Below are 21,549 nucleotides of genomic sequence, written 5' to 3'. Positions count from 1 at the left end.
GTTTCGTTCTTTCCATCGATTCGCCCGAGGCTACCATGTCCATCCGCCTGCACGACTCGCCGGCTCCAGCAAGGCCTGTGAAACGCTCGCCCGCCGAGGCGGCGGAAGCGGCGCGGCGGCGCATGGACGACCCGGCCTACCGGGTCGAGATGGAGCGCAGGCGCGGACGGGGCGCGGCGTCGAACCCGAGCGGGCGTTACGAGCCCGCTCGGCGAGAGAGCTTCGACGACGGCTGGGACATCGAGGAGGACCTTCCTTCCTTGCCGACGGAAGTGATCATCGAGAAGCCGCGCACGATCATCACGAAGAACGATTCGCCCGACATCCTCTTCGAGAAATCGATCAATCCCTATCGCGGTTGCGAACACGGCTGCTCCTACTGCTTCGCGCGTCCGACCCATGCCTATCAGGGCCTGTCCTCGGGACTCGACTTCGAAACCAAGATCTTCGCCAAGCCCAACGCCGCCGAATTGTTGGAAAAGGAGCTGCGCGCCGCCAACTATCAGCCCACGACCATCGCGCTCGGCGCCAATACGGACCCATATCAGCCGGTGGAGCGCAAGTTCCGCATCACGCGGTCGATCCTGGAGGTGCTCGACCAGGCGGGCCACCCGGTCGGCATCGTGACGAAATCGGCGCTCGTCACGCGCGACATCGACATCTTGAGCCGGATGGCCGACAGGCAGCTCGCCAAGGTCGCAATCTCGATCACGACCCTCGACCCGAAGCTCGCCCGCAGGATGGAACCCCGGGCGGCCTCGCCCGCGAAGCGGCTAGAGACCGTACGCAGGCTCTCGGAGGCCGGCATTCCGGTGAGCGTGCTGGTGGCCCCGATCATTCCGGCCGTCAACGACCATGAGATCGAGGCGATTCTGAAGGCTTCGCAGATCGCCGGCGCTCAGGAGGCGGGCTATGTGCTGCTGCGCCTGCCGCACGACCTGAAGGACCTGATGCGCGACTGGCTGGTGGAGCACTATCCGGACAAGCTCAAGCACGTGTTCTCGCTGCTGCAGGAGGCCCGCGGCGGCAAGGACTACGATTCGGACTGGAGCACGCGCCAGTCGGGCGTGGGCCCCTATGCCTGGATGATCGGCCGCCGCTTCGAGACCGCCGCGGAGCGGTTGGGGCTGAACAAGCGCAACCTGTCCCTGCGCAAGGACCTGTTCAAAGCACCGGCGAAGGAGGCAGGCCAGCTGAGCCTGTTCTAGAGCATCGGACGCAAAAGTGGGAACCGGTTGTGCGTGAAAAGATGCTTAGAAAACCATAGACTACAGCATCGGATGTGGGGTCGATGTCACATCCGATGCTATAGTTGTAGTCGAACCCTCCCGCCTCGAAACATCGATGGATATGGATCCCTGCCTGCACGGCGATGACAGCAGGAGGACGCGGACCTGGGGCTCCGTCCGATGCGCTATCGCCGGAGCTGGCTGCGCAAGGTCTCCTTCACGACCTCGTCGAAACTGTCGGCTTTCGGACCGGCCTTGGCCTGCGCTTCGGCCATGTAGGCGTCGCGCTGTTTGACGAGCCCGTCCATCCTGAATGAGAGCTCCTGACGCTTCATCGCATTGGCTTCGACGATCTTCTTCTGCTCGGAACGATCGAGGCTGCGCAGTTCCTCGGGAAGCTCGGCCTCCTTGATATTATCGAGCTCAACGGTTCCGGAAGCCAGATCCCCCACGAGATCGCCGTCGCCCGTCACGGCCTTTGCACCCTTGCCGGACTTGCGCATGTAGGTCGCCATGTCGCTCGCCACCGAAGGCGGCTCGTTGGCACCCGCCAGCGTCTTGTCCCAGATCTCGGCTTTCTGGCGAGCGGAACCATAGGGCAGCACAGTCTTGTTGATCTCGATCTGCAGATTGAGGATCTCGCGATCGTACGGCGTTTCGGTCACGACCATCTTGCCGCCATCCTGCGGGATCGGCATGTAGCGCCCGCCTCCCAGCTGCGCGATGCTGCGCCAGACACGCTGCGTATCCCTTGCGCCACCGGCCTGCACCGCGTTGAAGAGGATGCCGCGCTCGCGCGCCGTTTTCATCACCTCCGGATATTTCCGGTCCTGCCTGTAATCCATGTGCGGCGGCGCATCGCCGACCAGGAAGGCGATGCGGTCGGTGCGGCCCCCCTGCGTCCAGTCGATCTTCGTGACGGCTGCGTCGAGAGCCTCGTTGACGGATTCCGCCCAGTCGCCTCCCCCATCGGCCTGGAAGGCAAGGAGTTCGCCATAGAGCTTCTGGATGTCGCGGGTCAGCGGGTGGACCTTCGTGACATAATCGTCCCCGCGGTCCCGGTAGGCGATGAGGCCCATATGCACCTCGGCATTCGGGTTCTCGTCCACGATGGAGGTCGCGATCGACCAGATCTTGCGCTTGGCGCCCTTGATCAGCGGGCCCATCGATCCTGTCGTATCGAGAACGAACACGACCTCGACCCGCCTCGGCTCCTGAGGCCCGCCCTGAATTTCCTCGGCTGAGAGAGGGATGACGGCAAGGCCGCCCGCGACAAGGCAGGCTGCAGCGACAATCGGGCGAAGTGAGTGGGCCATGAAGACTCCCGTCGAAGTGACGAGAGGCAAGCTCGGCTATAAATGCGACAAAAATATGAAATATCATTGCATTAACTGCCCCTTGACGGGACCTGTGGCCACTCGTCACTGAGGAGGCGAGCTTCGAATGCCCTACAAGACGCTCGCTCCTGCAATTGCCTCCATGACGCCCATGACCGCACCGATTCGCCCTTCCAAGACAGCAGGCCTCGCCAAGACATCCGGCCTCGGCCTCGAGCGCGAGCTTTTGGCCAAAGCGGCCGGCTATTCCTGCATCGCGGGTCTCGACGAGGTCGGGCGCGGCCCCCTGGCCGGGCCGGTGGTCTCGGCGGCGGTCGTGCTCGATCTCGACAACGTGCCGCAAGGCCTGGCGGATTCGAAGGCCCTCTCCGCGCAACGGCGCGAGGGGCTGTTTGCGCACATCCTGGCGACCGCGAAGGTCGGTATAGCGTCGGTGTCCCATGCGGAGATCGACACCATCAATATCCGGCAGGCGTCTTTGCTCGCCATGTGCCGCGCCATGGCGGCCCTTCCCTGCACGCCTGACATGGCCTTCGTCGACGGCAACGATCCGCCGCACCTGCCCTGCGCGACGGAAGCCGTCGTCAAGGGCGATTCGCGCATCGCCTCGATCGCGGCCGCTTCCATCGTGGCGAAAGTGGTGCGCGACCGCATGATGGCGCGCTTGGGCGCGGCTTATCCGGCTTACGGATTCGCGAGCAATGCGGGCTACAGCACGAAAACGCATCTTCAGGTGCTCGCCAGCGACGGTCCTTGCCCCTTTCATCGCCTGAGTTTCTCGCCTTTACGCCAAGGGTTACTGGACCTGTAACCAAACCTAACGCGCGTTAACCTGAAAAGCTCAATCTTTTCAATAAGTCGGCAAGTTTTGCCGACCCAAAATAAGACGCATATTTTTCAGTCTGGAAACCTGATCTTTACCCTAACGGACGATGATCCTGAGTGTCAGTTGCGTAACCGGTGATCACCCATGGGTACCTTGCGTACCGGGGCTGCCGGCGCCGCCTCCCGGATCAGTGTCTCGCGTACCGGGCGGTCTGCGCCGGCTCCTCGGACGGGGCGTAAAGCCTCCCTCTCCGTTTTGCCGAAACCTCTTCCTCTCAACGAGATTCTTCTCGGCGATTGCATCGCCAATCTCGAGAAGCTCCCTCCCGAGAGCGTGGACGTGGTCTTCGCGGACCCGCCCTACAATCTCCAGCTCGAACAGGCGCTCACGCGCCCGGACCAGAGCCTCGTCGATGCGGTCGACGACGACTGGGACAAGTTCGCGAGCTTCGCCGAATACGATGCCTTCACCCGCGCATGGCTGTCTGCCGTGCGGCGCGTCATGAAGAAGAACGCGACCTTGTGGGTGATCGGCTCCTATCACAACATTTTCCGCGTGGGCGCAGCCCTGCAGGATCTCGATTTCTGGATCCTCAACGACATCGTGTGGCGCAAGGCCAACCCGATGCCGAACTTCAAGGGCCGCCGCTTCACCAATGCGCACGAGACCATGATCTGGGCCTCGAAGAGCGCGGATTCGAAGGGCTACACCTTCCATTACGACGCGCTGAAGGCGGGTAACGAGGACGTGCAGATGCGCTCGGACTGGTTCATCCCGATCTGCACCGGCGACGAGCGTCTGAAGGACGAGCACGGGCGCAAGGTGCATCCGACTCAGAAGCCCGGATCCCTGCTCGCTCGCGTGCTGCTCTCCTCGTCCAATCCGGGCGACGTGGTGCTCGATCCCTTCTTCGGCTCCGGCACGACGGGCGCCGTGGCCAAGCTGCTCGGGCGCAACTTCATCGGCCTGGAGCGCGATCCCACCTACGCGCAGGCCGCGCGCAGGCGCATCGACGCCGTCGTTCCCCTCGACGACGTCTCCGTTGCCGCACCCCCGGAAAAGCGGGCGGAAGTGCGCGTGCCGTTCCTGGCTCTTGTCGAGGGCGGCTACGTGAAGGCTGGCGAGACGCTCGTGGACGAACGCCGCCGCCACAAGGCGGTGGTGCGCGCCGACGGCACGCTGGCGCTCGGTCCCATCGTCGGCTCGATCCACAAGATCGGTGCGCTCACGCAGGGCTTCCCCTCCTGCAACGGCTGGACCTTCTGGCATGTGGAGCGCGACGGCAAGCTCGTCTCCATCGACGCGTTCCGCTCCAAGGTTCGGGCGGAGCTTGCCGCCTGAAGACGGCTCCGATATTGAAAACCCGTGATGGGGCCGGCTATCGCTGGCCCTTTTCGCGTCCTGCCCTAATCTTTCGTCACAGGGGCGTCATCCAAGGCCGTTAGCGCGGGGACACAGCCTTAACCGAAAGAGGAACTGCCCGTGCTCATCAAGCGTCTGCTTCCCTTGCTCGCCGCCCTCGTGCCCGCCTTCGCGCAGGCGGAAGGGATCTCCGGCAATCTGGTGCTCTACACGAGCCAGCCCAACACGGACGCGCAGCAGACCGTCGACGCCTTCAAGACGAAATACCCAGGGGTCAACGTCACGTTCGTCCGCGATGGCACCCCGAAGATCCTCGCCAAGCTGAGCGCCGAGTTCGAAGCGGGACAGCCCCAGGCCGACGTGCTGCTGATCGCCGACAGCGTGACCATGGAAGGCCTCAAGAAGGACGGCCGCCTCCTCGCGCACGAGAAGGCCGATGTCTCGGCCTATCCCGCAGGCACGCACGATCCCCAGAAATTCTGGTTCGCCACCAAGCTGATCACCACGGGAATCGCCTATAACACGAAGGCGAGCTTCAAGCCCTCCTCCTGGCTCGATCTCACCCGCCCGGAGGTGAAGGGGCAGCTCGTCATGCCGAGCCCGCTGTCCTCGGGTGCCGCCCTGATCCATGCCGCGACCCTGACGGGCCATCTCGCGGGCGGGTGGAAATACTACGAGGACCTCAAGGCCAACGGGGCCGTGGCCGGCGGCGGTAACGGCGACGTGCTCAAGCAGGTCGCGGGCGGGCAGAGGCTCTATGGCGTCATCGTCGATTACATGCCGATTCGCGAGAAGGCGAAGGGCGCTCCGATCGAGTTCGTGTTCCCCAAGGAGGGCGTCTCGGCCGTGACCGAACCGGTCGCCATCCTCAAGACCGCGAAGAACCCCGAAGCCGCCCGCGCCTTCGTGGATTTCCTCATCTCGAAGGAGGGGCAGGAATTGGCCCTGAAGCAGGGCTACATCGCCGCACATCCCACCGTGGCGCTGCCGGCCGGCTATCCCCCGCGCGAACAGATCAAGGTCATGGGATTCGACGCCGCGAAGGCGCTCGCCGACGAAACCGAGAACAAGGCGGCCTTCGCCGACATCTTCGGACAGTGAGACACCGCACGACCAACAAGCCGTTCCTGGAGCGGGGAGGTTTCGGCCTCCTCGCTTTCGTTGCTCTGGTGGTCTTCGCTTTCGAGATCCTGCCGGCCTTGCGGCTTCTCCTGACGGCCCTCGCCCCCGGGGGAAACCCGGATCCCGCAAAGGCGCTCGCGGCCCTCTCCGGCCGGTCCGCCCTGAAGGCCGCGCAGGCGACGCTGGAAACCGCCTTCTTCTCCACTCTGCTGGCCGTTCCGCTCGGCACCGCGATGGCGCTGGCGCTGGGCATCACCGACATGCGCGGTCGCCGCCCCGCCTCGTTCCTTTTCGTTCTGTCGGTGATGATCTCGCCCCAGGTGATCGCCCTGGCCTTCCTCCATCTCGCAGGCCCAGCCTCGCCGATTTTGAATACCTTGAGCCTCGCGCCCGAAGCCGGCAGCGCCAATCCGATGCTCGGACGCGGCGGCATCATCCTGGTGCTCGGACTGCACCATGCGCCGCTCGTCTATGTGGTGATGAGCGCGGGTCTCAAGCGCATCCCGCTCGCGGTCGTCGAAGCCGCGCGCGTGGACGGCGCCCGACCGCTGAGCATCGTTATCGATCACGCGCTGCCGCTGTTGCGGCCCCACCTCCTCGGTGCGGGCCTCCTCGCCTTCGTGGCGGGCATCGGCAATTTCGGCATTCCCGCCCTTCTGGGAACGCCGGTGAATTATCTCACCCTGCCCGTTCTCATCTATCGCCGCCTGTCGAGTTTCGGCACCGGCATGCTCGGCGATGTGGCGGCTCTCGGCCTTCTCGTCGCGGCCATTGCCATCCTCTGCGTGGCGGTCAGCCAGATCCTGACGCACCGCGGAGAGGTCCTTCTGGAAGAAGATGCCCCGCTGCAACCGTTCTGGCACCTCGGTCGGGCCCGCGCCACAGCCGAGGTCTTCGTCGCTTCGGTCATCGCACTCGTTCTGATCCTGCCCATGCTGTCCCTGGTGACGGCGGCGCTCGTACCGTCCTACGGCATGCCGCTGAATCTCGGCACGATCACCCTCGACAACTTCGCAGAAGTGTTGACGCGGCAGGACGCGACCATGCGGGCCTTCGCCAATTCCCTGGCCTATGCGGGCAGCGCAGCGGGGTTGCTGGCCGTCCTCGCGATCCCGATGGCCTATACGCTGGTGCGCCTGGCGGGGCCTGCGCGGATCCCGATGACGGCTGTTCTCGAAACCTCCTATGTCCTGCCCGGAATCGTCCTGGCGATCGCCTGCATTCTCCTGTTCCTGAAGCCGCTGCCGCTGATCGGCCTTTCGCTCTACGCCACCCCGTCGATCATCCTGTTCGCCTATCTCGCCCGCTTCCTTGCGGTCGTGCTCAAGCCGGTTCTCGCGGGGATGGCGCAGATCGACGTGGCGCAGGAGGAGGCCGCCGCCCTCGACGGTGCGGGACTGACCCGACGGCTGATCGACGTCGTCCTTCCCTCGCTCCTTCCGGCCGCCGTGGCAGGCGGCCTAATGGCGTTCCTGCTCGCTTTCAGCGAACTCACCGTCTCGGCGCTGCTCTGGTCGGCGGGCACCGAGACCATCGGGGTCGTGCTCTACAGCCTCGAAGAAGCGGGCCTCGCGAGCCAGTCATCGGCCGTAGCCGTGGTAATCGTTGCGGTCGTGACGCTCGCGATGCTGGCGCTCCACGCCCTCGGCCGGTATCTGCCGGCCGGCACCCTGCCCTGGCACTGCCCGACGGAAGGCACGGCGTTCGCCGCCGGAGAGCCGGTCCGGGCGGATCCTAACGCGGAAGCTCCGAGGCCAGCCGGAGCCAGGCCGGCACTGACCGTCTGACGACCGCGCCAGGAACGTTGAGCGCTCCCCCATCGATGCGGGGCTGCGAGCGGCACGGGGACGGAGCATGGTGCGGATCGTCCTCAACCGTGGAACATTCCCCTATGCCCGCAAGCGGCGAACGCTTTACCATCCTGTCATGGCTCATGCGTCTCACGACCCCTTTCATCTCGCCCTCAACGAACCGTCCTGGGACGATCTCAGGATCTTCCTGGCCGTGGTGGCTCATGGATCGATGAACGGCGCAGCCAGGGCGCTGGGGCAGAGCCAGCCGACGATCGCCCGACGCGTGAGGGCGCTGGAAGAGGCTCTCGGGCTCGACCTTTTCCAGCGCGGCCCGAACAATCTCGAGCTGACGGAAGCCGGCCAGGCGATCCTCGACGCGGCCGTTCCCATGGGCGAGGCGGCGGGCGCGGTGTCGCGCACGGCCGCCGCCTATCGGCCCGACCCGGACGCGCCCGTGCGCGTGACTGCGACCTCCTCCGTCGCCCTGTTCCTGTCGCTGCATTCGGCCGAGCTGCACAAAGCCGCGGAACCCGTGGAAATCGCCTATATCCCGACCCGCCGCAGACTCGACCTCGCCTCGGGCGAGGCCGACATCGCACTTCGCATGCGTGTCCTGCCCGAGGGAACGGACGATCTCGTGGCGCGAAAGATCGGGCAGATCGCCTTCGCGATCTACGCCACCACCGAGGATCCGGCCACTGTCATCGCCCCGCCGGAGGACCCGACCCTGTCCCGGCAGGCGGCCTACGTCGCCGAGTTCGCGCAAGGGCGCACCATCGCGGCCCGCATCGGCGACATGCCGATCCGCTATCAGGCCGCGAAGGCGGGCTTAGGGGCGGCCTTCCTTCCTTGCTGGCTCGGCGATTCCGATTCCGATCTCGTTCAGGTGGTGAAGCCCGAGGGCGAGTTGATCGAGGACGTCTTCCTGGTCATGCATCGCCGCAGCCGCAATCGCCCGAACGTGACACGCGTGGCGAATGCACTGGCGACCTTGTTCAGGCGCAATCAGAGGGCACTGGTGGGGGTGTGACTTCCGGCTTCCTACTCGTCCGTTGTCTCTGCATCGTTGCCGATGGGGAGCAGCGCTCCCTGTCCCAGGACCAGTGTTGGCGATCGCCTCCCATGCACGGCAGACAAGGACTGCAACACGCGCAGATTCATCAGCTCGGGATTGCCTTTCAGCATGCGGGCCGCATTCGCCAATGAGCGCAAGGCGGCATGCTCTCCCCGGGCACGCTCCAGGGTAGCCAAGCCTTCGAGCTTTGCCCTCTCTACCTCCGTGATTAGGCGTCGGATTTCAGGCGGCAAAGTAACTGTCGTGATTGTGCCGGTCTTGATCGTGCAGCCGGCAACCGGAGCCGAGAGCGCAGCGAGCAGCCTTTCATCCAAAGCCCCGCGTTCCGTCATGAACGCCTCGAGGGTGTGCTCTGCGGCGAGTTTGGCGAGGGCAGCCGTCACCGCGAGCCGGACATGAGCCTCAAAATCATTCACTTCGACGGCCTGTCGAGGATCGACAATCTCGTAGGTTACTATCGCCGCGAGACGAAAGACGAGCTTGTCCAAGGTCGTGACATCCAGGAGAGCCGTCGTGAGAAACCGATCATGCCGGCGCAGCGTATAGATGTCGCGCTGTCGCAAGCCGAGATTGAAGTAACGACCGGGCGGCAGGAGCCGCAAGAATCGACCATCAACATAAAGAAGAGCGTGTTCCCATTCGTACACAGTGAAAAAGATGCCGGTACGACGCTGTCCCGCCGTGAGGCCCTTAGAAGTGCGCCTCAGCCCGGACAGCACAAAGGCGAGAAACCCAAGGCCGATCAGGATGATCAGGATCCCATCGAGGCTCCAGTTTTCGTGCATCACGATGTACTCCCCCTATCGACTGCGATTGGCCTCCTACACCACAACGAGAGAGCGGGAGCCCGAAGCTCGCAAAGCCCAACCCTTGTTTGCCGCTTGGCCGATGCAGGAGGCCCTGCGCGGTTCCGATCCGGTAAGTCCGCTCCTCTATAAACTGGCCGCGCCCGTGCGAGCGTCGCGTTGAGAAAGAGAGACTCGAACATGGGGGTTCGAACCCCAATCCTCATTATCATAACCATGTATCGTTTCAATGGGCTATCAATCGAGTTCGGATGAGTAAGCCTTGGCTACTTCTTCACCGAAGCCCTGGCCTTCGCCCCCGGCAGATCGCCCAAGGCATGCACGAGCACCTTCTTCATGGCGCCGGGCAACGCCTCCTCGTGAAGTTCCAGGCGCGGGGTCCAGCGCATGTCGTCCGGCGCGGGGGTGCCTTTGGGGACTTTCGCGAAGAGCACCGTCAGCTCCAGCGGAAAATGCGTGAAGACGTGGCGCACCGTGCCCGGCAGGCGCTGCCAGCGCGCATCGATCGGGGCATCGAGAACCGCGCGGGAGGCTTCGTAATTCGGCTCCCATTCGCTCGTCGGCGGCTCCGCCATGCCGCCGAGCAGACCGGTCGGCGGCCGGGTGCGCAAGAGGATCGTGTCGTCGGCGCGCAGCACCACGAAGGCCGCGCCCTTGCGCAACTGCCCCGCTTCCTTCTTCTGCTTCTTCGGAAATGTCTCCTGGAGGCCCGTGGCTCGGGCCTGGCATGGCTTCATCCAGGGGCAGAGCGCGCAGGCGGGGCGCCTGGGCGTGCAGATGGTGGCGCCGAGATCCATCACGGCTTGCGCGAAATCCCCGGACCTGTCTGCGGGCACGAGGTCTTCCGTCAGCGAACGGATGAGAGGCTTCGCCTTGGGCAGCGGCTCCTCGACCATGAAGAGGCGGGACAAGACCCGCTCCACATTGCCGTCCACCGCCGCGGCCTTCCGGTCGAAGGCGATCGCCGCCACCGCGGCCGCCGTATAGGCCCCGATCCCCGGAAGCTTCAAGAGCTCGGCCTCGGTCGAGGGAAATGCGCCACCGTGCTTTTCCACGACCGCCTTGGCGCAGGCATGGAGGTTGCGGGCGCGGGAATAATAGCCGAGGCCGGCCCAGGCCTGCATGACCGAATCCGTGGGCGCCTCGGCGAGAGCCTCGACGGTGGGGAAGCGATCGAGAAAATTGAGATAGAACGGCTTGACCGCGGCCACCGTGGTCTGCTGCAGCATGATCTCGGAAAGCCAGACGCGGTAAGGGTTTGCGGCCTCGCCCGCCCGGGCGCGCCAAGGCAGCTCGCGCCGGTGACGGTCATACCAGGCAAGCAGGTCCTGCGGGTCGGGCTTGGTCGCGCTCGAAGCGGGCGTTAACATGTGATGTGGAATAACGGTCTAAACGGAATATTCCAACGCGGCTTTTGGACATTCAACATGAGACGACCGAGCCCCCTGGCCCGCCCCCTCGCCGAGTTCCTCGACGTCTGTCTTTCCCCGAGCCTTGCGGCGCAAGGCTTTGCGACTTCCGACATCATCATGGCCTGGGCCGATATCGTGGGCGAGCGGCTCGCAGCCTTCACCCAGCCCCTCAAGATCGAGTGGAAGCGAAAGGCGCCCCATGCGGATCCGGAGGCGCGCCCGGAGCCCGCAACCCTGGTGGTGCGCGTGGAGAGCGCCTTCGCGCTCGAGCTCCAGCACATGGCCCCCATGGTCATCGACCGGGTGAACACCTATTACGGCTGGCGCTGCATCGGAAAGATCGTGTTGAAACAAGGCCCCGTGCGGCGGCTCGCACCGAAGAAGCCCCCGGCCCCGCCCATCAGCCCGGCCGACAGGGCGAAGGTCGCCTCCGCCGTCGGCGGCATCGAGGAGGATCGCCTCAAGGAGGCCCTCGACCGCTTGGGTCAGGCCATCGTCAGCTCCGGTTCACGCACGAAAGCGTGAGATGGGCGGCGCTTGCCTTCGCCATCGTCTCATTTTACCGCAAAGCAGCATCTCTTCAGGAGTTCTCTTCCCATGATCACCCGGCGTCAGACGCTTCAGCTTCTCGGGACCGCAGCCGTCACCGCTTACCTCGCGACCAGCCTCCCGGCTTTGGCGCAGAACGTCGCCGTTCAGGATCTCGCGGTCGCCGGCCCCCTCGGCGATGTCGCCCTCGGGCCGGAGAACGCCAAGGTCACGATCGTCGAGTACGCCTCTCTGACCTGCTCCCACTGCGCCCATTTCCACGCCACGACCTGGCCGGAGCTGAAGAAGCGCTACATCGATACGGGCAAGATCCGCTTCATCCTGCGTGAATTTCCCCTGGATCCGCTCGCGACCGCCGGTTTCATGCTCGCCCGCTGCGACGGCAACGACAAATACTACCCGATCACCGACATGCTCTTCGAGCAGCAGAAGAACTGGGCCTTTGTGGACAAGCCCCTCGATTCGCTGCGCCAGCTCATGAAGCAGGCAGGTTTTTCACAGGAAAAATTTGATGCTTGCCTCAAGGACCAGAAACTTTATGACGCAGTCAACGCGGTGAAGAACCGGGCTATGGAGCAGTTCAGTGTGGACGCCACCCCGACTTTCTTCATTAATGGCCAGCGTCATCCGGGAAGCCTGACGATCGATGAGATTGAAAAGGTCATCAAACCTCTGCTGGGCGAGTAAGCCCCGTCAACCGGCCCTTAACGGGCCGGGCGCGAAGGTGTGTCCATGAAGCTGACGCGCCTTCGCATCGCAGGATTCAAGACCTTCGTCGAGCCGACCGACTTCCTGATCGAGCCGGGCCTGTCCGGCGTGGTCGGGCCGAACGGCTGCGGCAAATCCAATCTCGTGGAAGCCCTGCGCTGGGTGATGGGAGAGAACTCCCACAAGAACATGCGCGCCACGGGGATGGACGACGTCATCTTCTCCGGCTCCGGCAATCGCCCTGCCCGCAACTGGGCCGAGGTGATGCTCACCATCGACAATGCCGAACGCACGGCGCCCGCGGCCTTCAACGACACCGACCTCCTTGAAATATCCCGCAAGATCGAACGCGAGGAAGGCTCCACCTATCGCGTGAACGGCAAGGAAGTGCGCGCCCGCGACGTGCAGATCCTGTTCGCCGACGCCGCCACCGGCGCGCGCTCCCCCGCCCTCGTCCGTCAGGGCCAGATCAGCGAAATCATCTCGGCCAAGCCCCAGGCGCGCCGCCGCATCCTGGAAGATGCCGCGGGCATCGCGGGCCTCCATGCCCGCCGCCACGAGGCGGAGCTGCGCCTCAAGGCCGCCGAGGACAATCTGGTGCGCGTCGAGGACGTGATCCGCGAACTCGAAAGCCAGATCGAGAGCCTCAAACGCCAGGGTCGCCAGGCCTCCCGGTACAAAAATCTCTCGTCCGAGATCCGCCGCCTCGAAGCCCTGATGTACGCCATCAGCTATGCCGAAGCGCGGGACCAGGCGGCCACTGCCGAACGCCAGGTGGCCGAGGATCTCAAGGCCGTCGCCGACCTTACTGAAGAGCAGACCCGGACGGCGACCGCCCAGGCCGTCGCAGCCCATGGCATCCCCGCCCTGCGGCAGACTGAGGCCGAGGCGGCCGCGGCCCTGCAGCGGCTCACGCATGCCCGCAACGAACTCGAATCGGAGGAACGCCGCTCCAAGGAACGCGTGATCGAGCTGGAGCGCCATATCGGCGACCTGAGCCGGGACATCGCCCGCGAGGCTGCCCAACGGGCCGATGCGCAGACCGCCATCGAGCGTCTCCAGGCCGAAACCGCCGAGATCGCCCAGACCACCGACGGGGCCGAGGATGCCCGCGCCGAGAGCGAGGAACGCCTCCAGACGGCGGAAGCCGCCCTGGCCGAGGCCGAGACGAGCTTGAGCGCCCTTCAAGCCCAGACCTCGGACCTGAATGCCCGCCGCGCCGCCCTCGAACGCGCCGTGCGCGAGGAGATGGAGCGCGCGACCCGTTTCCGGTCCGAGAAGGAGCGCCTGGAGCGCGAAATCGAAACCCTGTCCACCTCGGCAGAGGACGGACCTCCCATCGACGACCTGCGCGAGGACATGGCGATCGCCGAGGAGACGGCGCAAAGCTCGGAAGAGGCCGTCACGGAAGCCCGCGAGGCTCTCGCGGCGGTGCGCGAGGCGGAGCACCGGCTGCGCCAGCCCCTCAACGAGGCGGAACGCAAGGCCCAGCGCCTCGAAACGGAGGCGCTGACGCTCGCCAAGCTCGTCACCTCCGCGACCGGGGACCTCTGGCCTCCGGCGCTGGACCAGATCACGGTCGAGAAGGGCTATGAGACGGCGCTTGGCGCCGCGCTCGGGGACGATCTCGAAGCTTCGACCAACCCCTCTGCCCCGCACCACTGGGAGATGACCGGCGCGGGCGAGGGCGATTCGGCCCTGCCGGAAGGCGTCCGTTCGCTCGCCGATCTGTCCAGGGCTCCCGTGGAACTGCAGCGCCGCCTCAGGCAGATCGGCGTCGTGAGCAAGGCCGACGGCCTGCGCCTGCGCGGCCTGTTGAAGCCTGGCCAGCGCCTCGTCTCCCAGGAAGGCGACCTGTGGCGCTGGGACGGGTTCACCACGACGGCGGAAGCACCCTCGCCTGCGGCCCGCCGTCTGGCGGAGAAGAATCGCCTCGGCGACCTGGAGCGCGAAGCCGCGGAAGCTCGCGAGCATGCCGAGCACCTGCGCCATGAAGCGGAGGCCGCCCTGGACGCCGTGCGGCAGGCCGCCTCTCGTGAGATGCAGGCCATCGAGGCCGCACGCCAGGCGCGCCAAGCCCTCGACGCCGCCCGCACCCGGCTTTCCGCTGCCGAGCGCCGGGAGGCCGAACTCGGCCAGCGCCGCTCGGCGCTGCAGGAAGGCCTTGCCCGCCTCTCGGAAAGCGAGGCCGAAGCCCTGGAACGTGTGGAGGATGCGGAAGGCGCCCTGCAGGATCTGGCGCCCGCACCCGACCTGGAAAGCAGGCTGCTCGAAGAGCGCACCCGCGTGGCCGAGCGCCGCGCCGCCGCGTCGGAAGCGCGTGCCGCGCTTCAATCCCTGACGCACGAAGCCGAGCTTCGCCGCCGCCGCCGTGATTCGATTGCCGCCGACATCCGCCTCTGGACCGAGCGTGCCGCCCGCGCTGCCAAGGCTCACGAGGACCTGGGCGAGCGCCTCGAACGCGCCCAGGACGAGCACCAGCGCCTGCTGGAGGCTCCCGATACCTATCTTCAGCGCCGCCGCGCCCTCATGGCCGAGGTCGAGACCGCGGAAGCCAGGCGCAAGGAAGCCGCCGACCGTCTCGCCGATGCGGAAACCGGTCTCGCCGAGACGGACCGCGCCGCCCGTGCGGCTCTGGAGGCCCTCGCGGCCGCCCGAGAGGCTCGCGCCGGCTCCCAGGCGCGCCACGAGGCCGCCGTCCAGCGACTTTCCGAGATCACACGCAACATCGCGGAAAATCTCGAAACCACCCCGGCCGGCCTGATCGAGATGGCGGGCCTGAGGGAAGCGACCGAACTGCCCTCACACGCGGCAATCGAATCGAAGCTCCATTCTCTCAAGGCCGACCGTGAGCGCCTCGGCGCCGTGAACCTGCGTGCCGACGAGGAGCTGACGGAGCTCGAGGCCAAGTACACGAGCATCGCCACGGAGCGGGACGATCTCGTCGAGGCGATCAAGCGCCTGCGCCAGGCCATCGGAAGCCTCAACCGCGAGGGTCGAGAGCGCCTGCTTGCGGCCTTCGACGTGGTAAACGGCCATTTCAAGCGCCTCTTCGGCACCCTCTTCGGCGGTGGCACAGCGGAACTGACCCTCGTCGATTCGGACGATCCTCTGGAGGCTGGCCTCGAGATTCTGGCCCGGCCCCCGGGCAAGAAGCCCCAGAGCATGACCCTTCTGTCCGGCGGCGAGCAGGCACTGACGGCCACAGCCCTCATCTTCGCGGTGTTCCTCACGAATCCCTCACCAATCTGCGTGCTGGACGAGGTCGACGCACCGCTCGACGACGCGAATGTGGAGCGCTACTGCGACCTCCTGGAGGAGATGTCGAAGCAGACCGAGACGCGGTTCGTGGTCATCACCCACAACCCGATCACCATGGCCCGCATGGACCGCCTCTTCGGCGTCACGATGGCCGAGCGGGGCGTGTCGCAGCTGGTGTCGGTCGACCTGCAGAGCGCGGAACGCATTCTTGAGGTGGCTTAAGGCTTTCAGCCTTGCCTTCGTTCGGCCTCAAAAACGTGTGGGCTTTCGGGCCAAGCTCGCGCAAAATCGTTCTTTTATTAACTTTTTCAATAACTTAGATGTTTTGAGAGGGTCCTTGACAGGGTTGCCCCCCGCCCATATGTTGCGCCCGGCTTTCGGGGCTGGGCTTCCAAGCATTTTCCCGCAACGCTTTTAAGGAGATCGCAATGGCGGACCCTCACAAGCGGAATGGTGGAGATGAGCGGAAACCGGGCAGTGCCGATGACGCCGACCTGTCCGCGAGGCTGAAATCTCTCGATGCACGGATCTCTCAAGCATCCGCTCATCGGGCAGAGCCTGAACCTCGCAACCGTCAGACTTCTGATTCCCGTGCATTGGGCCAAGCCTTCCGGCTTTCGGCCGAATTCGTCGCAGGGGTCGTCGCTGGCGGGGTCATCGGTTGGCTCGTCGATCACTTCGCCGGGACTTCACCTTGGGGCCTGATCGTTTGTCTCATACTCGGCTTCTGTGCCGGCATGCTCAACCTCTTGAGGGCAGCCGGACTGGTCAAGCCGGCAAAGTATGACGAGAAACGGTAATCCGAAGCCCGACTTTCAACAGCCTAACGGCATTGAACAACAGCGAGATTTAAGAGCTGATCATGGCGAGCCCGATCGAACAATTCCAGATCAAGCCCATCATCCCGGCGATCAGCTTCACCAATTCGTCGCTGTTCATGATCGGCGCAGCAGCCCTGATCGTGGGCGGCTTCATGGTGGCGACCCGCAAGCGCGCCCTCGTTCCGGGCCGCGGCCAGTCGGTCGCCGAGGTCCTGCACGATTTCGTGGCCGGAACCCTCACGGACGCGACGGGCAAGGAAGGCATGAAGTTCTTCCCTCTCGTCTTCTCCCTCTTCATGTTCGTCTTCACGGCGAACATGCTCGGCATGATCCCGGGCTTCTTCACCGTGACGAGCCACATCATCGTGACCTTCGCGCTCGCGATGCTCGTCATCGGCACCGTCGTCGTGTACGGCCTCGTCAAACACGGCACCCATTTCTTCGGCCTCTTCGTCCCGTCGGGCGTGCCGGTCTGGCTCCTGCCCTTCATCGTGGTCATCGAGGTCATCTCGTTCCTGTCGCGACCGGTTTCGCTGTCCCTGCGTCTTTTCGCGAACATGCTCGCGGGGCACATCGCACTGAAGGTTTTCGGCGGCTTCGTCGCCGCGCTCCTGGGCGCCGGTGGAGCTCTGACGATCCTCGCTCCGCTGCCGCTTCTCATGGCGGTTGCTCTCATGGCGCTCGAGTTCCTCGTCGCCGCTCTGCAGGCCTACGTCTTCACTGTGTTGACCTGCATCTACCTTAACGACGCGCTGCACCCGGGCCACTAGGTCTGCGCTGCGTTAGCTTCTTCCCTTCCCCCTCCCGGTCAAAGACTACTCAAGGAGTTCACAATGGATCCGGTTGCTTTCAAGTTCCTCGGCGCGGGCCTTGCCTGCATTGGCATGGGCCTCGCCGCCATGGGCGTTGGCAACATCTTCGGCAACTTCCTGTCGGGCGCGCTGCGCAACCCGTCGGCTGCTGACAGCCAGTTCGCCCGCGCCTTCATCGGTGCGGCGCTCGCGGAAGGTCTCGGCATCTTCTGCCTCGTCGTCGCTCTCGTTCTGCTTTTCACCTAAGTCCAAGACGGTGATCGGGAGGTCGGGGCGCGGCCAGTGCCTCGCCTCGACTCGAGTGACGGCGGCATTCCGCCGTCATTCGTTATTTTCAAGCATCGTGCGCGCAGACGGGCCCCGGTCCTTCGCGGACACGATGCGAAAACAAAGATGAGCGTGTAGTCCGGCCCGGCCGGAAGGTACTATGCTCCAGGATAACTCATCCTTTTAGGATCTGCTCCATGGCCCAGGCTCAGGCTCAGACGACCCACGCCGAAACCCAAGCGCACGGTGGCGCTCATGAGGATGTCGGCTTCCCGCCCTTCGAGACGCACACCTATGCCGGTCAGCTCCTCTGGCTCTTGATCACCTTTGCGGTGCTCTACACTCTGATGTCCAAGCTGGTCCTGCCGCGCCTGTCCGGCATCATCGAGAACCGGCGCTCCATCATCGCCCGCGACCTCGACAACGCCGCCGCGATGAAGACCCGCGCCGAGGAAGCCGGTGCTGCCTACGAGAAGGCTCTCGCCGAGGCCAAGGGCCGCGCCCAGACTCTCGCGCAGGAAACCCGCGCCAAGCTCGCCGCGGAAAGCGACGCCAAGCGCAAGGCTCTCGAAGCCGACCTCAACAAGCGCCTTGCCGAATCCGAGGCCACCATCGCCGGCCGCAAGGCGGAAGCCATGGGCCATGTGCGCGGGATCGCGCGCGATACGGCGAGCGCCATCATCGAGCGCCTGACCGGCAAGGCTCCGGCCCCGCAGGCTGTCGAAACCGCCCTCGACCAGATCAACGCGTGATCGGAGACACACCATGTTGCAGAGTGCTGAATTCTGGGTCGCCGTTGCCTTTGTCATCTTCTGGGGCATCCTGTTCTATTACGGCGTTCCCGGGAAAGTGCTGAATCAGCTCGATTCCCGCGGCAAGCGCATCGCCGATGAACTCGCCGAGGCCAAGCGCCTGCGCGAGGATGCCGAGAAGCTCCTCAGGGAATTCGAGTCCAAGCGCGCCGCCGCCGAGCGCGAAGCCGCGGACATCGTCTCCGCCGCCAAGGACGAGGCCGAGCGCCTGGCCCACGAGGCCCAGGAGAAGATGGCCGACTTCGTGAAGCGCCGTACGGCCACCGCCGAAGCGAAGATCGCGCAGGCCGAGGCTCAGGCCTCCGCCGAGGTTCGCGCCGCCGCTGTCGATGCCGCGATCAAGGCATCCGAGCGCGTACTGCGCGAGGAGATCACCGGCAACACGGCTGCCTCGCTGGTGAGCCAGGGTCTCAGCGACGTACGCACGAAGCTGCAGTAAAGCTTCCCGCGCACCCGCGCCGACGCTTTCAAGGCCGCCTCCGGGCGGCCTTTTGCATTCGGCCTGCGCCCTATAGTATCGGACGTGGAATCGGGCCCACATCGGTTGCTGCAAGCCTGTGTTCTTGAGCATCTTTGCACGCAAGACCGGTTCCCACTTTTGCGTTCGATGCTGGAGCCTTTTGGTTTGAGCATCTTTGCACGCAAAACCGGTTTCCACTTTTGCGTTCGATGCTCTAAGTGGCCGTGTAGCGCGATCCCGGCGCCGGCGGATCGGCTGGCGGGCCCGCGAAGCATTGAGCGATCCGCATCCATTGGGCCGCCGCCTCTCCCTGAACCGAGAGATTCGTATCGCGGACATTGCGAACCTGCGTGACCACCTGGCAGAACTCCACGGCTGTCCCGCAAACAACATCGGCCGATGCATCCTCGTTCCAGACCCACAGTGCTCCCGACGGGGCGGTGAGTTCGACCCGTGGCGGCTGTTCCGGTACCGGAAGGCCCCGGTTGGAGAAGCTCCAGCCGAAGGTTTTCACGCCGATGACCGCAATATTCCTGATGCGATCGTGGGCAACGCGCTCGATTCCCATGGCGTCGTAGATCTCCTGGCCATGGGCCCAGGTCTCCATCTGCCGCGCCGTGACGAACATGCGCACCGCCATCCCGGGCCCCGACCAGGTGAGCCGCTCCGTCGGATCCTTCGCGGCGAGGAGGCGGCACAGATCCTCGACCTGCTCCTTCCAGCGCTCGAACAAGCCCGCGCCCCTCAAGTCCGGAAATCGCAGCCGCGTTTCCTCGATCATGGAGAGGCCGCTTTCGCGCCTGCGGCGCACGTCGCCGCGGATCTCCTCGTACGCGTGGGCCGATCGGGCTGAGGCAGCCGCCATCCAGTCGCTCGCATAGAGATGGAGGATCACGTCGTTGATCGTCCACTCCTTGAACTGGGTCACCCGCTCCCAATCCCCCTCGTTCAACCGCGCCAACAATCCGGCGAGCGCGGATGCCTCATCTCGGAAATCGACGATCTGCTCCAGCATTCTCCACTCCCTGGCGCATCGTGCGGACCCGGAGGGCCGCTCGAACGCTGCGCTCTTTCCAAGAAGGGAGCATCGGATGCGATCCCAAATGTGGACCCACTTTTCAGTCCGATGCTCCAGTCGGTCCGCATACGTCGCATTCGTCACGCGCCGTCAGGCCGGTAGCGATATCCATCCGCCTCCCGCACAACGGTTCCGAAGCCGGGAAACGGCAGATGGGCTCCTGCGACGGTCAAACCTTCCCGGACAACTCTTTCGAAGGTTTCGGTGCGCATGGCACGAGCGGCGGCCTGATCGACGTCGAAGACGAGCGAGACCTCCGGACGAGCCGTTTGAACGTTTGCGAAATGCACGATGTCGCCCCACAGGAACAAGCGCTCGCCGCCCGACTGCAGAAGCCATCCGGTATGCCCGGGCGTATGGCCGGGAAGCGCGACCGCCGTCACGCCGGGCAGCACCTGCTCCGCGTCCTCGATACGGCGGATACGCCCTCCGTAAGGGGCCGTCGCGCGCCTGGCTGCCGCCATGTTTCTCTGGGTTCTTTCGCTGACGGAACGATTGATGGCGCCGTCGAGCCAGAATTCCGCCTCCCGCGCATGAAGCAGGAGTTCCGCCTCCGGATAGACGGCATGGCCGTCCTGATCCACGAGGCCGTTCGAATGATCCGGGTGGAGATGCGTCATCAACAGAGTGCGGATCTCGCTTGGACGCACACCGAGCCGCTCCAGGTTCTCGATGACCTTGCCGAGTGCCGGACCTGCCGCGCGACCGGCGCCCGCGTCGACCAGGGCGAAATGCGACCCGAGTCGAATCAGGAAGGTGTTCACCGGCAGAAGCACCTGGTCGAAACGGCCAACGCCCGTCAGCCGCCCGGCCTCCTCCGGTTCCAGATTGGACAGGACGGAAAGGTCCGCCGCGAGATGTCCATCGCTGACGGCCCAGACGGTCAGGTCACCGACCTGCCTTTCGGCGGATGAAGAATGGTGCATGTCGTCTCGCATCAAGGGTCCCACGCGCCCTTCTGATCGTCCGGTGGACGGAACGCCGGCGCTATTCGCCCCGACGATAGCTCTCAAGACCGGGACGGTAGGATTTCTCGTCGAGGAACTGTTGCATGCCGCGCTCCCGGCCACGTTCCGTGTCCTGGAAACGGGTTTGGTCCTGCTTGGCGCGCAGATAATCGTCGGCGATCTCCCAATCCATGACGTCGATGTTCTTAAAGGCGGTCTTGGCGTGCCGCAGCACGACGGGATTCTTGTCCATCAGCACCCTCGCCAGAGACAGTGTTTGCGCGCGCAGGTTGCCCATAGGATAGGCCTCGTTGACTAGTCCCAGCGTCGCAGCACGCCTGCCGTCGAACACCTTGCCGGTCATGATGTAATAAAGTGCCGCACGGTTGCCGACGACCGTCGCGATGGCCTTCGTGACGTTACCGGCCGGGATGATGCCCCAGTTGATCTCGGACAGACCGAAATGGGCCTCCTCCGCGGCGAGAGCGAGATCGCAGGCGATGAGCGGCGTAAAGCCGCCGCCGAAGCACCACCCGTTCACCATGGCGATCGTCGGCTTGGGATAGGATCTCAACCGACGCCACTGCCAGTCGGCCGCCGCCCGGAAGATGCGGTCCCGAACGGCCGCAGGCTTGCCGTCCGTCTCCCTGAAATATTCCTTCAGATCCATGCCCGAGGAGAACGAATCCCCTGCCCCCGTCAGAACCAGCACCCGGCAGCGATCGTCCGTCTCCAGTGCGTCAAGGATCTCGACCATCTCCCGGTTGAGCTCCGGATTCATCGCATTGCGCTTCTCCGGGCGGTTCAGCGTCACCCAGGCGACCCCGTCCTCGAAATCCACCAGCACATTCTTCCAGGACATGCGCGTCGCC

At 64.8% G+C, this 21,549-nt stretch carries 20 protein-coding genes; 14 read left to right on the top strand and 6 right to left on the bottom strand.

Annotation, left to right across the window (positions count from 1 at the left end):
* Window positions 1–35: 35 nt before the first annotated feature.
* Window positions 36–1,208: a PA0069 family radical SAM protein gene (locus AB8841_RS03310; RefSeq protein WP_370434434.1), complete on the top strand. Its 1,173-nt coding sequence runs from the start codon at window positions 36–38 to the stop codon at window positions 1,206–1,208.
* A 206-nt stretch (window positions 1,209–1,414) separates the two neighbouring features.
* Here the strand turns inward: AB8841_RS03310 and AB8841_RS03305 are convergent, their stop codons facing one another.
* A complete protein-coding gene (locus AB8841_RS03305; protein ID WP_370434433.1) occupies window positions 1,415–2,545 on the bottom strand; it encodes a VWA domain-containing protein in 1,131 nt (376 codons plus the stop codon).
* A 163-nt stretch (window positions 2,546–2,708) separates the two neighbouring features.
* Here AB8841_RS03305 and AB8841_RS03300 point away from each other — a divergent pair, with 163 nt between their 5' ends.
* The 5 genes from AB8841_RS03300 (at window position 2,709) to AB8841_RS03280 (ending at window position 8,699) form a co-directional block, all read left to right on the top strand.
* Window positions 2,709–3,377, top strand: coding sequence for a ribonuclease HII (locus AB8841_RS03300; RefSeq protein WP_370435522.1), 669 nt, complete (start codon window positions 2,709–2,711; stop codon window positions 3,375–3,377).
* Window positions 3,378–3,536: 159 nt separating this feature from the next.
* A complete protein-coding gene (locus tag AB8841_RS03295; protein ID WP_370434432.1) occupies window positions 3,537–4,733 on the top strand; it encodes a site-specific DNA-methyltransferase in 1,197 nt (398 codons plus the stop codon).
* A gap of 147 nt (window positions 4,734–4,880) precedes the next feature.
* Entirely contained in the window at window positions 4,881–5,855 is a 975-nt protein-coding gene (locus AB8841_RS03290; protein WP_370435521.1) for an extracellular solute-binding protein, read from the top strand.
* Window positions 5,852–7,663, top strand: coding sequence for an ABC transporter permease (locus AB8841_RS03285; RefSeq protein WP_370434431.1), 1,812 nt, complete (start codon window positions 5,852–5,854; stop codon window positions 7,661–7,663). Before AB8841_RS03290 ends, AB8841_RS03285 begins: the two co-directional genes overlap by 4 nt.
* A gap of 67 nt (window positions 7,664–7,730) precedes the next feature.
* The gene (locus tag AB8841_RS03280) at window positions 7,731–8,699 is read left to right on the top strand and encodes a LysR family transcriptional regulator (RefSeq protein WP_370434430.1); all 969 of its coding nucleotides are present in this window, start codon (window positions 7,731–7,733) and stop codon (window positions 8,697–8,699) included.
* An 11-nt stretch (window positions 8,700–8,710) separates the two neighbouring features.
* On the opposite strand, the gene AB8841_RS03275 is transcribed toward AB8841_RS03280, so the two are convergent.
* The gene (locus tag AB8841_RS03275) at window positions 8,711–9,529 is read right to left on the bottom strand and encodes an SPFH domain-containing protein (protein WP_370435520.1); all 819 of its coding nucleotides are present in this window, start codon (window positions 9,527–9,529) and stop codon (window positions 8,711–8,713) included.
* Window positions 9,530–9,816: 287 nt separating this feature from the next.
* Window positions 9,817–10,920 (bottom strand): A/G-specific adenine glycosylase, encoded by a 1,104-nt coding sequence (gene mutY / locus AB8841_RS03270; RefSeq protein ID WP_370434429.1) that lies wholly within the window; start codon window positions 10,918–10,920, stop codon window positions 9,817–9,819.
* A gap of 57 nt (window positions 10,921–10,977) precedes the next feature.
* Between mutY and AB8841_RS03265 the strand changes: the two genes are divergently transcribed.
* The 8 genes from AB8841_RS03265 (at window position 10,978) to AB8841_RS03230 (ending at window position 18,631) form a co-directional block, all read left to right on the top strand.
* Window positions 10,978–11,487: a DUF721 domain-containing protein gene (locus AB8841_RS03265; RefSeq protein ID WP_370434428.1), complete on the top strand. Its 510-nt coding sequence runs from the start codon at window positions 10,978–10,980 to the stop codon at window positions 11,485–11,487.
* A gap of 72 nt (window positions 11,488–11,559) precedes the next feature.
* Entirely contained in the window at window positions 11,560–12,198 is a 639-nt protein-coding gene (locus AB8841_RS03260) for a DsbA family protein (RefSeq protein WP_370434427.1), read from the top strand.
* Between the two features lie 45 nt (window positions 12,199–12,243).
* Complete coding sequence (smc, locus tag AB8841_RS03255; protein WP_370434426.1) at window positions 12,244–15,702, top strand: chromosome segregation protein SMC; 3,459 nt, start codon at window positions 12,244–12,246, stop codon at window positions 15,700–15,702.
* A 206-nt stretch (window positions 15,703–15,908) separates the two neighbouring features.
* Window positions 15,909–16,280 carry an AtpZ/AtpI family protein gene (locus AB8841_RS03250; protein ID WP_370434425.1) on the top strand — a complete coding sequence of 124 codons (372 nt, stop codon included), beginning with the start codon at window positions 15,909–15,911 and terminating at the stop codon, window positions 16,278–16,280.
* 62 nt (window positions 16,281–16,342) lie between these two features.
* A complete protein-coding gene (locus tag AB8841_RS03245; RefSeq protein ID WP_370434424.1) occupies window positions 16,343–17,071 on the top strand; it encodes a F0F1 ATP synthase subunit A in 729 nt (242 codons plus the stop codon).
* A gap of 63 nt (window positions 17,072–17,134) precedes the next feature.
* Window positions 17,135–17,359 carry a F0F1 ATP synthase subunit C gene (locus AB8841_RS03240; RefSeq protein ID WP_134494401.1) on the top strand — a complete coding sequence of 75 codons (225 nt, stop codon included), beginning with the start codon at window positions 17,135–17,137 and terminating at the stop codon, window positions 17,357–17,359.
* Window positions 17,360–17,577: 218 nt separating this feature from the next.
* Window positions 17,578–18,132, top strand: a complete 555-nt coding sequence (locus AB8841_RS03235; RefSeq protein ID WP_370434423.1) for a F0F1 ATP synthase subunit B' — start codon at window positions 17,578–17,580, stop codon at window positions 18,130–18,132.
* 16 nt (window positions 18,133–18,148) lie between these two features.
* Window positions 18,149–18,631 (top strand): ATP F0F1 synthase subunit B, encoded by a 483-nt coding sequence (locus AB8841_RS03230; RefSeq protein WP_370435519.1) that lies wholly within the window; start codon window positions 18,149–18,151, stop codon window positions 18,629–18,631.
* A gap of 235 nt (window positions 18,632–18,866) precedes the next feature.
* On the opposite strand, the gene AB8841_RS03225 is transcribed toward AB8841_RS03230, so the two are convergent.
* The 3 genes from AB8841_RS03225 to AB8841_RS03215 form a co-directional block, all read right to left on the bottom strand.
* A complete protein-coding gene (locus AB8841_RS03225; RefSeq protein WP_370434422.1) occupies window positions 18,867–19,667 on the bottom strand; it encodes a TIGR03084 family metal-binding protein in 801 nt (266 codons plus the stop codon).
* A 143-nt stretch (window positions 19,668–19,810) separates the two neighbouring features.
* Window positions 19,811–20,656, bottom strand: coding sequence for an MBL fold metallo-hydrolase (locus AB8841_RS03220; protein ID WP_370434421.1), 846 nt, complete (start codon window positions 20,654–20,656; stop codon window positions 19,811–19,813).
* Window positions 20,657–20,717: 61 nt separating this feature from the next.
* Window positions 20,718–21,539 carry a p-hydroxycinnamoyl CoA hydratase/lyase gene (locus AB8841_RS03215; protein WP_370435518.1) on the bottom strand — a complete coding sequence of 274 codons (822 nt, stop codon included), beginning with the start codon at window positions 21,537–21,539 and terminating at the stop codon, window positions 20,718–20,720.
* Window positions 21,540–21,549 lie beyond the last annotated feature (10 nt).

The sequence above is a fragment of the Microvirga sp. TS319 genome (assembly GCF_041276405.1).
Taxonomy (GTDB): domain Bacteria; phylum Pseudomonadota; class Alphaproteobacteria; order Rhizobiales; family Beijerinckiaceae; genus Microvirga.
This window is presented reverse-complemented; position numbering and strand designations above follow the sequence as displayed.

Bases quoted from the DNA above. Each gene is read 5' to 3' on its own strand.
- mutY (WP_370434429.1), bottom strand. From the start codon at position 10,920: ATGTTAACGCCCGCTTCGAGCGCGACCAAGCCCGACCCGCAGGACCTG.
- AB8841_RS03295 (WP_370434432.1), top strand. From the start codon at position 3,537: ATGGGTACCTTGCGTACCGGGGCTGCCGGCGCCGCCTCCCGGATCAGT.
- AB8841_RS03280 (WP_370434430.1), top strand. From the start codon at position 7,731: ATGGTGCGGATCGTCCTCAACCGTGGAACATTCCCCTATGCCCGCAAG.
- AB8841_RS03260 (WP_370434427.1), top strand. From the start codon at position 11,560: ATGATCACCCGGCGTCAGACGCTTCAGCTTCTCGGGACCGCAGCCGTC.
- AB8841_RS03265 (WP_370434428.1), top strand. From the start codon at position 10,978: ATGAGACGACCGAGCCCCCTGGCCCGCCCCCTCGCCGAGTTCCTCGAC.
- AB8841_RS03250 (WP_370434425.1), top strand. From the start codon at position 15,909: ATGGCGGACCCTCACAAGCGGAATGGTGGAGATGAGCGGAAACCGGGC.
- AB8841_RS03305 (WP_370434433.1), bottom strand. From the start codon at position 2,545: ATGGCCCACTCACTTCGCCCGATTGTCGCTGCAGCCTGCCTTGTCGCG.
- smc (WP_370434426.1), top strand. From the start codon at position 12,244: ATGAAGCTGACGCGCCTTCGCATCGCAGGATTCAAGACCTTCGTCGAG.
- AB8841_RS03220 (WP_370434421.1), bottom strand. From the start codon at position 20,656: ATGCACCATTCTTCATCCGCCGAAAGGCAGGTCGGTGACCTGACCGTC.
- AB8841_RS03225 (WP_370434422.1), bottom strand. From the start codon at position 19,667: ATGCTGGAGCAGATCGTCGATTTCCGAGATGAGGCATCCGCGCTCGCC.
- AB8841_RS03275 (WP_370435520.1), bottom strand. From the start codon at position 9,529: ATGCACGAAAACTGGAGCCTCGATGGGATCCTGATCATCCTGATCGGC.
- AB8841_RS03235 (WP_370434423.1), top strand. From the start codon at position 17,578: ATGGCCCAGGCTCAGGCTCAGACGACCCACGCCGAAACCCAAGCGCAC.
- AB8841_RS03215 (WP_370435518.1), bottom strand. From the start codon at position 21,539: ATGTCCTGGAAGAATGTGCTGGTGGATTTCGAGGACGGGGTCGCCTGG.
- AB8841_RS03245 (WP_370434424.1), top strand. From the start codon at position 16,343: ATGGCGAGCCCGATCGAACAATTCCAGATCAAGCCCATCATCCCGGCG.
- AB8841_RS03240 (WP_134494401.1), top strand. From the start codon at position 17,135: ATGGATCCGGTTGCTTTCAAGTTCCTCGGCGCGGGCCTTGCCTGCATT.
- AB8841_RS03300 (WP_370435522.1), top strand. From the start codon at position 2,709: ATGACGCCCATGACCGCACCGATTCGCCCTTCCAAGACAGCAGGCCTC.
- AB8841_RS03310 (WP_370434434.1), top strand. From the start codon at position 36: ATGTCCATCCGCCTGCACGACTCGCCGGCTCCAGCAAGGCCTGTGAAA.